Origin of the sequence: Pseudomonas sp. Je.1.5.c (assembly GCF_051129895.1) — a bacterium.
Classification (GTDB): domain Bacteria; phylum Pseudomonadota; class Gammaproteobacteria; order Pseudomonadales; family Pseudomonadaceae; genus Aquipseudomonas; species Aquipseudomonas urmiensis.
Genome location: NZ_JBCPSP010000001.1, coordinates 146,719 through 159,617, shown reverse-complemented (window position 1 = coordinate 159,617; position 12,899 = coordinate 146,719). Strand labels below are relative to the sequence as shown.

General features: G+C 60.7%; 11 protein-coding genes and 1 pseudogene. 9 read left to right on the top strand and 3 right to left on the bottom strand.

Translation table 11 applies throughout. The annotated features are described in order from the left end of the window. Positions 1–59: 59 nt before the first annotated feature. On the top strand, positions 60–1,286 hold the full coding sequence (locus AAZU54_RS00750) for an acyl-CoA dehydrogenase (protein WP_186555157.1): 1,227 nt from the start codon (positions 60–62) through the stop codon (positions 1,284–1,286). A gap of 77 nt (positions 1,287–1,363) precedes the next feature. On the opposite strand, the gene AAZU54_RS00745 is transcribed toward AAZU54_RS00750, so the two are convergent. Further along, complete coding sequence (locus AAZU54_RS00745) at positions 1,364–2,716, bottom strand: SPFH domain-containing protein (RefSeq protein WP_186555158.1); 1,353 nt, start codon at positions 2,714–2,716, stop codon at positions 1,364–1,366. A gap of 320 nt (positions 2,717–3,036) precedes the next feature. Here AAZU54_RS00745 and AAZU54_RS00740 point away from each other — a divergent pair, with 320 nt between their 5' ends. The 3 genes from AAZU54_RS00740 (at position 3,037) to AAZU54_RS00730 (ending at position 5,457) form a co-directional block, all read left to right on the top strand. Further along, positions 3,037–3,519, top strand: a complete 483-nt coding sequence (locus AAZU54_RS00740; RefSeq protein ID WP_186555159.1) for a GNAT family N-acetyltransferase — start codon at positions 3,037–3,039, stop codon at positions 3,517–3,519. 140 nt (positions 3,520–3,659) lie between these two features. Next, on the top strand, positions 3,660–5,066 hold the full coding sequence (locus AAZU54_RS00735; protein ID WP_434726323.1) for a PAAR domain-containing protein: 1,407 nt from the start codon (positions 3,660–3,662) through the stop codon (positions 5,064–5,066). Next, the gene (locus tag AAZU54_RS00730; RefSeq protein WP_434726322.1) at positions 5,059–5,457 is read left to right on the top strand and encodes a hypothetical protein; all 399 of its coding nucleotides are present in this window, start codon (positions 5,059–5,061) and stop codon (positions 5,455–5,457) included. Before AAZU54_RS00735 ends, AAZU54_RS00730 begins: the two co-directional genes overlap by 8 nt. Positions 5,458–5,574: 117 nt before the next feature. Here the strand turns inward: AAZU54_RS00730 and AAZU54_RS00725 are convergent, their stop codons facing one another. Further along, positions 5,575–6,666 carry a TerC family protein gene (locus tag AAZU54_RS00725; protein ID WP_186555162.1) on the bottom strand — a complete coding sequence of 364 codons (1,092 nt, stop codon included), beginning with the start codon at positions 6,664–6,666 and terminating at the stop codon, positions 5,575–5,577. Between the two features lie 333 nt (positions 6,667–6,999). On the opposite strand from AAZU54_RS00725, the gene AAZU54_RS00720 reads away from it, so the two are divergent. Next, the gene (locus AAZU54_RS00720; RefSeq protein WP_434726321.1) at positions 7,000–9,222 is read left to right on the top strand and encodes a TonB-dependent siderophore receptor; all 2,223 of its coding nucleotides are present in this window, start codon (positions 7,000–7,002) and stop codon (positions 9,220–9,222) included. A 27-nt stretch (positions 9,223–9,249) separates the two neighbouring features. Here AAZU54_RS00720 and AAZU54_RS00715 read toward each other — a convergent pair. Next, a pseudogene (locus tag AAZU54_RS00715) lies at positions 9,250–10,443 on the bottom strand (substrate-binding domain-containing protein); the annotation flags it as partial. Positions 10,444–10,746: 303 nt separating this feature from the next. Here AAZU54_RS00715 and AAZU54_RS00710 point away from each other — a divergent pair. The 4 genes from AAZU54_RS00710 (at position 10,747) to AAZU54_RS00695 (ending at position 12,824) form a co-directional block, all read left to right on the top strand. Continuing rightward, the gene (locus tag AAZU54_RS00710; RefSeq protein ID WP_392463847.1) at positions 10,747–11,634 is read left to right on the top strand and encodes an EamA family transporter; all 888 of its coding nucleotides are present in this window, start codon (positions 10,747–10,749) and stop codon (positions 11,632–11,634) included. A gap of 92 nt (positions 11,635–11,726) precedes the next feature. After that, entirely contained in the window at positions 11,727–12,047 is a 321-nt protein-coding gene (locus tag AAZU54_RS00705) for a YbjQ family protein (protein ID WP_186555165.1), read from the top strand. Between the two features lie 140 nt (positions 12,048–12,187). Further along, positions 12,188–12,376, top strand: a complete 189-nt coding sequence (locus tag AAZU54_RS00700) for a hypothetical protein (protein ID WP_186555166.1) — start codon at positions 12,188–12,190, stop codon at positions 12,374–12,376. A gap of 142 nt (positions 12,377–12,518) precedes the next feature. Continuing rightward, positions 12,519–12,824, top strand: a complete 306-nt coding sequence (locus tag AAZU54_RS00695) for a hypothetical protein (RefSeq protein WP_186555167.1) — start codon at positions 12,519–12,521, stop codon at positions 12,822–12,824. Positions 12,825–12,899: the final 75 nt, after the last annotated feature.

Here is a 12,899-nt window from a genome sequence, read left to right as displayed (position 1 = left end):
ATCGACTGCGGCTGTTCTAGTCTCTGGCCCATGTTCTTCATCCCGTGAAGGTAGCCCCAATGGATTTCGCCTATTCGCCCAAGGTCCAGGCTCTGCGTGAGCGCGTCAGTGCGTTCATGGAGGCCTATGTCTACCCCGCAGAACCGGTGTTCGAGCGCCAGGTTGCCGAGGGCGACCGCTGGCAACCCACTGCGATCATGGAAGAACTCAAAGCCAAGGCCCGCGCCGAGGGACTGTGGAATCTGTTCTTGCCTGAGTCAGAGCTCGGAGCCGGCCTGAGCAACCTGGAATACGCGCCGCTGGCCGAGATCATGGGCCGCTCGCTGCTGGGGCCGGAGCCGTTCAACTGCTCGGCGCCCGATACCGGCAACATGGAAGTGCTGGTGCGCTACGGCAGCGAGACGCAAAAACGCCAGTGGCTGGAACCGCTGCTGCGTGGCGAGATTCGTTCGGCGTTCGCCATGACCGAACCCGACGTCGCCTCTTCGGACGCCACCAACATGGCAGCCACCGCAGTGCGCGACGGTGATGAGTGGGTGATCAATGGCCGTAAATGGTGGACCTCCGGCGCCTGCGATCCGCGCTGCAAGGTGATGATCTTCATGGGCCTGTCCAACCCGGACGGACCCCGCCACCAGCAGCACTCGATGATACTGGTGCCGACCGATGCGCCGGGGGTGAAGATTGTCCGCCCACTGCCGGTATTCGGCTATGACGACGCGCCGCATGGCCACGCCGAGGTGCTGTTCGAGAACGTGCGGGTGCCTTATGAGAATGTCCTGCTTGGTGAAGGTCGCGGCTTCGAGATCGCCCAGGGGCGCCTGGGGCCTGGGCGCATTCACCACTGCATGCGCTCGATCGGCATGGCCGAGCGCGCCCTGGAATTGATGTGCAAGCGTTCGGTCGAGCGCACCGCGTTCGGCCGCCCACTGGCGCGTCTGGGCGGCAACGTCGACAAGATCGCCGATTCACGGATGGAGATCGACATGGCGCGGCTGCTGACCCTCAAGGCTGCATACATGATGGACACCGTCGGCAACAAGGTCGCGCGCAGCGAGATTGCCCAGATCAAGGTCGTGGCGCCCAATGTCGCCCTGCGCGTGATCGACCGGGCTATCCAGATTCATGGGGGGGCAGGGGTCAGCGGTGATTTCCCGCTGGCCTACATGTACGCCATGCAGCGCACCCTGCGCCTGGCCGATGGGCCGGATGAAGTGCACCGGGCGGCGATTGGTAAGTACGAGATTGGCAAGTACGTGCCTAAGGAGATGTTGCGCGGGCACTGATAGCGCCAGGCCGGCCTCTTTACCGGTAACTGGCCGTGTGCAGCACTGCCAGTTACCGGGGTGGCGCCCCTCAGGATTCAGGGTGTTTTCAGGTCCACCAGCAGATCCTTGGCAGCCTTGGTGGCCAAGACGCTCATCAGCCTGCTCATCTCATCCTGGCGGCCGATGCCTGATTCAGTGCCGCCCATCATCACGCTCGGTACCGGGGCCTTGGCCGCCGCTTCAGCCCATGCGCGGTTGATCTGCACCAGTGCATCGAGTTTGTTTTGCAGGGCACCATCGGCCTTGAGCGACGCCTCGCGGGCGTAGGCTTCGGCGTCGGCACTGATCTTGGTGGCTTGGGCATTGACCTGGGCTTTATCGCGCAGCAGCTCAGCAGTCTGCTTATCGATCTCGGCGCGGCGTTTTTCCCGATCGGCATTGATCAATGCCAACTGCTTTTCCGTCTCCGCCTCGGTGGTGCGCTCGATCTGCTGGCGCAGACTTTCCTGGCGCTTGGCCTCCACGTCCTTGGCGCCACGAGCGGACACCAACTCTTTTTCCTCTTCTTCCTTGAGGCGGTTTTGCCGGGCCACCGCCAGTTCCGCCAGCGCTTGCTGCACCCGCACCATACGCTCTTGATACTGCGGGTTGGGGTCGATATGGGTTACCCGAGCATCGACGACTTCGACGCCAAACAGGCGAAATTGCTGCTGTTTGCGCAGCTCTTGGCCATCTTTGTCGAGCTTCTTTTCGATGACGAAGCGGGTGGCGCTGTTGTCGCCGAAACTGCCCTGGTCGGTGCCGGCCTGGAGCACGGCGGTCTGGGCTGGGAAATGGTCGCGCTGTACGCGGATCTCCTTGCGACTGGTCAGGTACAGGCCATTGCGCAACTGGTTCTCGAACTCGGCACCAAAGTGGCTGCGATTGCCGGCATAGTAATCGTCGGCGCTCATCAGTGACGCCGTGGCTTGCAGGGTTTCCTTGACTGCCGGCAGCAGCGCACGCTGGAGGAAGTTATCCGGCGTGCGGTACTCCTGGGCAATCTTCAGGAACGCGTCCGCTGAGGGCAGGCGAAACTGGGTGCTGAACTCGGCCTTGGCGTCGACATTGCCCAGGAACACGATGGGCAGGTTTTCCAGGGTTACTGACGGATGACCACTGCGATTGCCTTCCTCGTTGTCCGCCTGCAGGGCCGACTGGACGCCGATAGTGCGCCGCCAGGAGGTGCTGCGGCCGAACCATTTGGTTGCGTAGCCTACGTCTTCGACGACTTTTTCCTCGCCGAAAATCGTCCGTACATGGGTCATCTGACCTGCTTCGTTGTAGAACAGCACTTGGTTGAACAGCGCTGCCAGGGCGGCGCCGGCGATCAGCGGGATGGCGATGACGGCAATGAGCTTGCGGTTGACGCGCAGTTGGCTGAGGTCAGGTATCGGTGGCTTTTCCATGAGGGCACTCCTTGTGAAGGGACGTGCATGCTGGTTAACAGGGGACAAGCTTCACAGTCAGCTAAATCATACGTGGCTGTAGGAAGCTTCTATTTTTGTTCTGCAAATACCTTTAAGGCTCATCCATCACGTGGTAGCTGCGCTACACTCGGCAGCATGATCTATCTCGCCCAATCCCCCCTGATGTGCACCTACATGACCGCCTCTGGCGGGCCATGAGGTCACGGCTGCCTAGCAGCCCCGGATAGAACCTGAAGGCCCCGCCAGCAATGGACGGGGCCTTTTGCTGCTCCGTTCGCACAATTAAATGGAGACAGAGCATGTTCGAAATTCGTCGCGCCACCCGTGATGACGCCCAGATCGCCTTCGACATTCGCCGACTGGCCATCCGTGCCCAGTGCATCGGCCCCTATAACCAGCAAGACATGCTGGCGTGGACGCGGGGATCACTCAACAAGTGGTTTACTGATTTGGTGCAGCAGCACTTTCAGCTGGTGTGCGCGCAGGGCAGGGTGGTCGCTACCGGCATGCTGGATGTTGAGGTGGGTGAAATCGGCGCGATCTTCGTTCATCCCGAGTTCATGGGGCGTGGCATCGGTCGGTTGCTGATCGAGCATCTCGAAGGGCTGGCGCTTGAGGCGAACCTGGCCCAGATCAAACTGGATGCCACGCTTAACGCGGTGGCGTTCTATCGCGCGTGCGGTTTCGTCGGCGAGCAGCGGTCGATCTATCAGTCACCTTCGGGCTTGCAGCTGGCCTGCGTGCCGATGCTCAAAGTGCTGGGCCAGTCGGTGAGGCCGTGAGAAACGTTTAAGTTTTTGCCTCAGCGATAAAGAGCTTTCCGCAAGGTGTGTAGGACCTGTCTGTTTCTTGGTTCCAAGGGAAAAAGGACGCCCTGCAACTGCTAGGTTCCGTTGCTCTAGCCAGCATAAGGAACTTGCACATGCGTATAGATTTGGGGTGTAAGGGGCAGGCGCTGGACGGTGATCTCACCACCACCGGCGCCACCTGCATCGCCACGGGCGCGAGCTATACGTCCAATGGGCGAATGGTGTTGCGTATGGAGGACAGCATCACAGCGTGTCCGCTGTGTGGTGAAATCGGCAAGGTCGTTGAAGGCGTTTCGTTCTTCATCTCCGATGGTCAAGCCGTGGCCATGGATGGCGCGCTGGTGGCCTGTGGTTGTCCGAGTGGAAGTAACCGGGTCGTGGCCCCGCTAAACCGCGTTGAACCGATCGCGCGGGCGACGCCAGTGGCAGATTCGTCGTACTCGCAAGCGGCCACAGCAACACCGAGGAGCCTGTCCAGCGCTGCGCCACGCCACGCGGTTGATTCGCTGCCGTTCACTCAAGAGCCGGGTTTCTACCTCGTGCCGCGCAGCATGTCCTTTCCACAGGTCCTGATGCACCTGGCCGAACAGGACAGCACCTTACCCCTCTCGCGTTTGCAGATGCTCAACCCTACCTACCAGCAGGGCTTCAAAGGGGGCGAGATCTTTGTCATCGGCGATCCGGACAACGGCCATGCCTGCACACGCGAGGAAGGTCAGCTGATGGCTGCGGCGCAGCAGGCCCGTGAATCATTGGCGCTGCTGGACCGGGGTGAGGCGGATTTCATGATGCTTCACCAAGCCGAGATTGCCGGGCTGCTCAACGGTGCCAGCCAGTCGATGGGCGTAGGCAAGGACATGCTCGAGCAGGGCCTGGGGCAGGTCAGAGCCACCTTGGTGGATATCGAGCGCCTGCATCAGCAGCAGTTTGCGCGCTACGGGCACCTGAAAAGCCCGGAGTTTTTTGCAGCGCGGCAAGGACTGCTCAATCAACTGGACGGCCAGTTGAAGACCGCCTTTCTCAATAAACAATTGAATCTGGGCAGTTATGAGAGACTGCGACGGGATCTTGGAATTTCCACCAAGAGCCTCATTCACCATTGGTCGAGGGCGGGTGGTCCGGGGCAGATACCGGGGTATGCGACGCATTTGGATGAGGTGGCGAAAACGGCGAAGTATCTAAAGTATGGCGGGGCTGTCGGCACTGGGCTGGGAGGGGCAGCTTCCTACCTGAAGGTGCAAGAGGTTTGCCGCGCAGGAGAGTCGGCTGAGTGTAGAAAAATTCGGATGACGGAGGCTGGGAGCTTCGCGATCGGAATGGGTGGAGCGACGTTAGGCGCAAAGCTCGGAGGGGTTGCAGCAGGTGCAGTGTGCGGTGTGTTCTCCATAGGAACAGGGGGTCTTGGTACGCCCATATGTGCTTTGGTTCTGGTGGGTGGCGGGTCCGCAGTTGGAGGACTTGGAGGTAGTGCGGTAGGTGAAAGGCTGGCAGAGGAGTTATATGAGTTCGGACATGATTGATTTTGACAGTTGGCCGCAGCTTGTAAGAATTGTCTTCTTGGCAGGGCCGTTTTTAGTTGGATTGCCAGGTGTTGCCATGAGCCTGTACATCGCCTGTACTCGCGAATTCCACATCATGTTGTCTGCCATTCAAAGTAGTCCATGGCTTGAGCAACAGAAACGAGGGTGGGGTGTCGGCAGGTTTAAATCTCGCTGGATGCTGGTCTGTTTCGTTTGCGGCTTGCTCTTACTCCCTGGACCACATATACGCAGGGGGTTGCTAGATATTAACGAGCTGCGCAATTTTCCTCGGGGTTTGAAACGAAGGATGCTGGTTTCTGTATGGCTTACCATAATCGGATTCACTTGGATGATGGTTGCCTTTGTCCTCATCCGACTGTCCCAAGCATGAAGCCTAAGCACTATATGCTTGCTAACTCATAATGCTGGCGTTTCAGGCCTGCAGACTCGCCAGTACTTTTATAAATCACCTAGGTAGGTCGCCAGGCATTATGCTTTGAATGGCAACTCAGACCCGCAAATGCGGGTCTTTCTTTTCTTCAGCGCTAGACGTTTGGCCGGGTTTGACTGCCTGTGAGTCCGTAGCTTCACCTGTTGCGATGGGGCTAAGGCCAGCGTCCTTTTCCTGGCTATCCCGCGTCTTGAACAGCGACAACAGCACCCCGCCGAGCAACAAGCCGAACGTCACCCCCAGTGACAGCAACGCCGGCACCTTGCCCACCATCCCGTGGTAGAAAATCTTGCAACCAATGAAGATCAACACCAGCGCCAGCGCGTATTTGAGATAGACGAAGCGGTGCATCAACGCCGCCAGGGCGAAGTACAGCGAACGTAGGCCGAGGATGGCGAAAATGTTCGAGGTGTAGACGATGAAGGGATCTTGGGTGATGGCGAAGATCGCCGGGACACTGTCGACGGCGAACACCAGGTCAGCCAGCTCGATCAACACCAGGGCCAGAAACAGCGGCGTGGCATAGCGCAGCGCCTTGCTTTGCCCTGGTGGGGTCAGGTGGACGAAAAAGTGCGGGCCGTGGATCTGGTCGGTGACGCGCATATGCCCCCGTACGAAGCGCAGCACCGGATTATTGGCCAGGTCCGGATGGCTATCTTGTTTGGAAAAGGCCATCTTCACCCCGGTGAACAGCAAGAACGCGCCGAACAGATAAAGCACCCAGGCAAAGTTCTGCACCAAAGCCGCGCCCACGCCGATCATGATCGCGCGCAAGAACACCACCCCGAGAATGCCCCAGAACAACACCCGGTGCTGGTAGCGGCGGGGGATGGCAAAGAAGCTGAAGATCATGGCCATGACGAACACGTTGTCCATCGACAACGACTGCTCGACCAAAAAGCCGGTGTAGAACTCCAGCGCTGACTGCGCACCCAGTTCAAACCACACCCACACCCCGAACAGCACGCCCACGCTGAAGTAGCCCGAATACAGCAGCAGGCTTTCGCGCATCTCGATTTCGCGGTCTTTGCGGTGCAGCACGCCCAGGTCCAACACCAGCAGACCAACGACGATGGCGATGAATACCAGCCACAACCAGGCGCTGGTGCCGAGCAATGGGGTAGTGAGATAGGTGTGTAGAGCCGTCATGAGCCCCTCCTTGATTGTCGACGTTGCATGGCAACAGTGATCCGACATGGCGGCGTGGCAGCCGTCAGAGGGGCCCGGTATCACATGGGTTTGAGCCTAGACCCATTTCCCCCAGTGCTCGAATGCGGCGCTGTTACATTTCTTTGCTTGGATCCAATTATTACGAATGATTACTAATTGTAATCAAATGTTGGAAGCGATTAAGATTCATTCCCATTGCCGCAGAGCAGCCACGCCAGGGCGTGATCAAGCAAAAAATAACAACCAGTGATTAGCGCCAACGTACGAGCAAATAACAACTAGGGGTCTACCAGCGTGCAACTGCACCACTCTGTGAACACGGTTCAAGCGGCAAGGATTGCCAGCAGTGAACGCCCGCGGCGTCATCCGCTGGCATTGGCAATTCTCGCAGCCAGCCTGGCAGCACCGGGCGCCATGGCCTGGGCAGAGGAGGCCAGCGACAAGGGCGCTTTGGAGTTGGGCGCCACCGCCATCAACGATACCCATCTGGGCGAGACCACCGAGGGCTCTGGTTCCTACACCACCGGCGCCACGCGCACGGCCACGCGCATGGCCTTGTCGCCGCGCGAGACCCCGCAGTCGGTGAGTGTGATTACCCGTCAGCAGATGGATGACCAGAATCTCACCAGCATTGGTGACGTGCTGGGCAAGACCCCAGGTATTACGGTCACCAAACTCGACAGCAGCCGCGCCAGCTTCCAGGCGCGTGGTTTTGAGATCGACAACTTCCAGATCGACGGCATTCCAGCGGCGTTCCGTTTTGGCAATGGCATCGACCAGACCGACATGGTCATCTATGACCGGGTTGAAGTGCTGCGCGGCGCCACTGGCCTGCTCAGTGGCTTTGGCTCGCCGTCGGCCACCGTCAACCTGGTGCGCAAACGGCCGACCCGCGAGTTTTCCGGTTACGCCTCGCTTGGCGCGGGCAGCTGGGACACCTACCGCGGCGAATTCGACATCGGTGGATCGCTGACACCGACCGGCAACGTGCGTGGTCGCTTCGTCACCGCCTATGAAGACGGCCAGTCGTTCATGGATAACCTGTCCGAGAAAAAACAGGTGATGTACGGCATCGTCGAAGCTGACCTGTCCGAAGACACCCTGCTCAGCGTTGGCCTGAGCCGCCAGACCAATCGCCCGGAAGGCTCGTCGTGGGGGCCATCCACTGCCCTGGTCGACAGCACCGGCAATGGCTTCAGCATGCCACGCTCGTTCAACCCGGCCACCCAATGGAGCCAGTGGGATAACACCGCCGACAACCTGTTCGTCACCCTCGAACAGCGCCTGGCCAACGATTGGTCGGTCAAGGCCTCGGTCAGCCGCACCGAAACCGACTCGCCGATCACCCTAGGCTCGGCCGCCAGTGGCAATCCCAATCCGGTCGATGGCAGCGGCATGGGCGTGTGGCTGGGCCGCTACCGCTACAAGACCGACCAGAACGCCTACGACCTGTACGCCAGCGGGCCATTCCAACTGATGGGCCGCGAGCACGAACTGGTCGCCGGTATTTCCCACCGCGACATCCGTGCCCACGAAGAGAACTGGCCGTTCTTCTTTGGTAGCGCCGACAACATCTTCCAATGGAACGGCGATTTCCCCGAACCTGACTGGGGCCGCCCGACCAGCAAGGTCGACACCCGCCTGCAGGAAAGCGCCGCCTACCTGAGCGCGCGCTTCAAGCCTACCGATCAGCTTTCGCTGATCGTCGGCAGCCGCTTGTCCAACTGGCAGCTCGATAGCACCCGCCTGGATACCACTACCGGCCAGCGCTCCAAGCAGCAGGAGCTGGAAGAGAACGGCGTGGTCGTGCCCTACGCCGGGGTTGTCTATGACTTGAACGACAACTGGTCGGTCTACGGCAGTTACACCAGCATCTTCAAACCGCACGAGAGCGAGCAGGATATCAGCGGCAAGATCATCGAGCCGGAGGAGGGCGATGCCTACGAGCTGGGGGTCAAGAGCGAGTTCTTCGACGGCCGCCTGAACGCCAGCCTGGCGGTGTTCGAGGTGCGTCAGGACAACTTGCCGGAAATGGTGGGTTTCGATGCGGTCAACAACCAGTCGATCTACCGCGCGGTGCAAGGTGCCAAGACTCGTGGCTTCGAGCTGGAGGTCGCGGGTGAACTGACCACCGACTGGCATGTGCAGGGTGGTTTCACCTACCGCATCACGCGCGATGGCGAGGGCGACAAGATCTCCACCATCGAGCCAGAAAACCTGCTGCGCCTGTCCACCACCTATCGTTTGCCTGGGGTGTGGAGCAAGCTTACGGTTGGCGGCTCGGCCAACTGGCAGAGCAAGATCTGGAAGGATCTGTACAACCCAGCCAGTGGTGAAAACGATTATCGCCACACCCAGGCCAGCTACCTGACCCTGGATGCGATGGCCAAGTACCAGGTGACCGATCAGTTGTCGGTGACGCTCAACGGCAACAACCTGAGCGATAAGCGCTACTACAGCAACCTGGGTTTCTATGAGGGTGGGTTCTATGGCGATCCGCGTAACTTCATGCTGACTACGCGGTACGACTTCTAAGCTGAGCCGGGCAATACCGGCCTCATCGCGGGCCAACTCGCGGCGTACCGCCATCGCCCGCAAGCGCGAAAGCAGCGCGGCGCGCCCTGGCGTCTCCTTGGGGTCGCCAAAGCCGACCAGCACCGTCTTGTTGTGCAACTTGCCCGTCTGGCGCAGGTAATCAGCCACCCGCCGCACATCGCGCAACGCTTTGTTGTCGAGGCTGGCACTGCCTTGCTGAAAGCGAAAATTGACGGTCAGACGCTGCGCCTCATCGGCCAGGTTGCGGTAGCGTGGCGGCATATCCGCTTGCGTGGGCACCGTCAGCGCCTTGACCTGCTGCGAGACAAACCCCTGTTCAGCGACAATCGCCTGGCCTGCCGGGCTCTGCGCAAACTCGGCCAGTGCCCGGGCCAACGGTTGCGGGTTGCTGGGCAAGTAAAAATACAATCGCCGCGACAGCGGATAGTCTTCGCTGGCCACCAGTGCGCGGCTGGGCAACAGGGCCGGCGCGTCGCCCTCGGCGATGGCCAGCACCTTGGCCCCGTGCACCGCGGCAAGGCTGCTAAAACCAATCGCCTGGCGATCAGCCTTGACCCGCTCCGCCAGTTGCTCACTGGATTCAAAGCGCAGCGCCTGGCTGTCCAGCACGCTGGCGTGAGTGTCCAGTACCAGCGCCTTGAAGGTTTCGAAGGTGCCGGAGCGATCGTCACGCGCGTACAGACGAATCGGCCCGCCGGGCACGCCTAACTGCTCCCAGCGCGACACCTGGCCTGAGAACACCTGCGCCAGTTGCTCGGTAGTGAGCTTGGCCAGCGGGTTGTCCGGATGCACGATCAGCGCAACGCCGTCCAGGCCGATCACCTGCTCTTGGGCCGGGCTACGTAAATCGCCCAGTCCCCGCAGGCGCTGGGTTTCGGCTTCGCTGATGGGGCGCGAGGCGGCGGCAAGGTCGGCAGCGCCACTGCCTAGCGCGGCAAACCCTGTGCTCGAGCCATGCGCTGCGATTGCGACTCGGATCAACAGGCCCTTGAGATCGCGCGCAGTGATATCGGTTTCGTTAGGCGTCGCACCTGGTGCCTGCTCGACAGCGCTGGCGCCTTGCGCTTGCAGCATGCCTCGGATCAGCGCGGGACCCAGCGCCGCGCCGATGGTGTTGGAGCCTTGCACACGCAGCTGCGCCGGCTCAGCCAAGACCAGCAGGGGCAGAAGACACAAGAGCAAGACGCAGAGGCGGTGCATGCCGGGGACCTGTGGCATAGAGATGCGCCGCAGATTACGACAGTGGGATGACCGCTAGATGACAGTCAATATGACAGCGGTTGCGCCGCGGGTAATCCAGCGGGGCTGGAGCAGGCAGGTAGCCGCGCTACCTGCCGGGCGACGGCCTCAGTGTGCTTGCGCCGCCAGCACAGCCCCCTTTGAGCGAGGAACAATCTCAGACTGTTGCGCAACCCTGGGCCGCAACTGTGTCGGTCCGGCGCCAGCAAAAGCCCTTATGCTGTAACGAAATATGTCTAGAACAGCCTGAAGAAGGAAATCGCAATGCCACTCAAGGACCTGCTGATTGCCCTGGTGGTGATCATCGTCTGGGGAGTCAATTTCGTGGTGATCAAGGTCGGCCTCGACGGCCTGCCGCCCATGTTGCTTGGCGCCTTGCGATTTCTGCTGGTGGCATTTCCGGCGGTGTTGCTGGTCAAGCGGCCGAACTTACCCTGGCGCTGGCTGATCGCCTATGGCGCAACGATATCCCTCGGTCAGTTCGCCTTCCTGTTCCAGGCCATGCACAGCGGCATGCCACCGGGGCTGGCTTCGCTGGTGTTGCAGTCTCAGGCCTTCTTCACCTTGGGCTTTGCTGCGTTGTTTCTGGGGGAGCGTCTGCGCCCGGCCAGTCTTATCGGCTTGTTGGTGGCTGCGAGCGGCTTGGCCCTGATCGGCAGCGAGAACAGTAGCCATGTGCCGCTCGTCGCCCTGTTGCTGACCCTGTGCGGCGGTGCCATGTGGGGTATGGGCAATATCATCACGCGCCGTTTCGGTTCGGTGAACCTGGTGGCGTTGGTGGTCTGGGGCGGGCTGATTCCGCCGCTGCCGTTTCTGCTGCTGTCTTGGTGGCTGGAGGGGCCGCAGCGCATGGCTGATGCGTTGAGCAACATCGGCTTGAGCTCGGTGTTGGCCCTGGCGTTTCTGGCCTACGCCGCGACCATGCTCGGCTACACCCTGTGGAGCACGCTGCTGTCGCGTCACCCTGCGGGCAAGGTCGCGCCTTTCTCGCTGTTGGTGCCGGTGGTGGGCTTGAGTTCATCGGCCTGGTTGCTGGATGAGCGACTGAGCGCCATGCAGGGCTGGGGCGCGTTGTTGGTGATGCTGGGGCTGCTGATCAACGTGTTCGGTCCGCGGATCAGCCAGCGCCTGCGCCCTGCCAGCGCGCAATAAGCGCTGACGAAAACGCGGCAGACCTTGCCCGGAGGCGGTGCGAGGTTTGTTAGCATGCGCTTTTTTTGCCTAAACCAAGGGAGCGCCCGCACATGATCATTTCCACTACCAGCCAACTGGAAGGCCGTCCGGTCGCTGAATACCTGGGCGTGGTCAGCGCCGAATCGGTGCAGGGCATCAACTTCGTGCGCGATTTCTTCGCACGCTTTCGCGACTTTTTCGGTGGCCGCTCGCAGACCCTGGAAGGCGCGCTGAAGCTGGCGCGTGAGCAGGCGACTGAAGAACTGATTGCCCGGGCACGTCAGTTGCAAGCTGACGCCGTGGTAGGCGTGGACTTCGAGATCAGCATGCCGTCGGTGCAGGGCGGCATGGTCGTGGTGTTTGCCACCGGTACGGCGGTGCGTTTGAAGTAAGGCCATGTGCCACTGGTCGGGTCCGTGGGTTTTGTCCGGGCGGTCCGAGAATGACCGGCTAGTCTCACTTCAACAGGCCGCTGTTCATCTAGGCAAGTACGCTGCTTGCCGACACGGTCACCTCTGGAGGGAGACAGGGCATGAGCGAATCCTTTTTCGAAGACATGAATGATGCATTCCCGATCAACAGCCAAGTCCGTTGCGGCCAGACGGCTTTTCGCCTGGGCTTTGCCAACATGACCCTGGACGAATCGGAGCAGCTGCAGCCTGCGTCGCTGCAGCGCAGCAAGAAGGGTCGCTTTACCCCACGGGTGCCGACCAAGAAGTAAGCCGACCGTCAACGCCCCGCTCAACGGCGGGGTTTTTTTTGCCTTTGTTGATCCTGCTCATGGTATCGGCGTGTTGCCCTCGCACGCGACTCGATGCTGTGGTCTTCTTGCGCGGCATTTCGCCAATGGAGGATTGATTTCGATGCGAATCAGGGAAGAGGCCTACTGGCAGTGGGCCGATGCGCAGTTGCACAGTCGCAGCCACGATGAAGAACTCAGTGACGGCACCAGCATCGATGTGCAGGTGCGCCTGTCACGCCTGGGTGCCACCCAGTTATTCCTGGGGCTGTATGCCAAGAACGGTGCCGCGTTGCACGAAGAGTATCATCCGACGCGTCCAGGCGAGACCATGACACGAGCGCTGGTCTGGGGCGTTGAGCGCGGGCGGGCGCTGGCAACCGGCGCCTTGCCACTGCCACAGGTGCAGCGGCCTAGGCTTCAGGCCTGAAGGACGGCGGTTGCAGAACCGGCGAAACCGCCCATGAAAAAGCCCGGCCTTTGCGGGCCGGGCTCAAGTAGCGGT

What these genes read in the sequence shown, in the direction of transcription:
- AAZU54_RS00730 (WP_434726322.1), top strand. Translation starts at nt 5,059, where the DNA reads ATGATTGATTTTGACAGTTGGCCGCAGCTTGTAAGAATTGTCTTCTTG.
- AAZU54_RS00710 (WP_392463847.1), top strand. Translation starts at nt 10,747, where the DNA reads ATGCCACTCAAGGACCTGCTGATTGCCCTGGTGGTGATCATCGTCTGG.
- AAZU54_RS00725 (WP_186555162.1), bottom strand. Translation starts at nt 6,666, where the DNA reads ATGACGGCTCTACACACCTATCTCACTACCCCATTGCTCGGCACCAGC.
- AAZU54_RS00700 (WP_186555166.1), top strand. Translation starts at nt 12,188, where the DNA reads ATGAGCGAATCCTTTTTCGAAGACATGAATGATGCATTCCCGATCAAC.
- AAZU54_RS00745 (WP_186555158.1), bottom strand. Translation starts at nt 2,716, where the DNA reads ATGGAAAAGCCACCGATACCTGACCTCAGCCAACTGCGCGTCAACCGC.
- AAZU54_RS00750 (WP_186555157.1), top strand. Translation starts at nt 60, where the DNA reads ATGGATTTCGCCTATTCGCCCAAGGTCCAGGCTCTGCGTGAGCGCGTC.
- AAZU54_RS00705 (WP_186555165.1), top strand. Translation starts at nt 11,727, where the DNA reads ATGATCATTTCCACTACCAGCCAACTGGAAGGCCGTCCGGTCGCTGAA.
- AAZU54_RS00735 (WP_434726323.1), top strand. Translation starts at nt 3,660, where the DNA reads ATGCGTATAGATTTGGGGTGTAAGGGGCAGGCGCTGGACGGTGATCTC.
- AAZU54_RS00695 (WP_186555167.1), top strand. Translation starts at nt 12,519, where the DNA reads ATGCGAATCAGGGAAGAGGCCTACTGGCAGTGGGCCGATGCGCAGTTG.
- AAZU54_RS00740 (WP_186555159.1), top strand. Translation starts at nt 3,037, where the DNA reads ATGTTCGAAATTCGTCGCGCCACCCGTGATGACGCCCAGATCGCCTTC.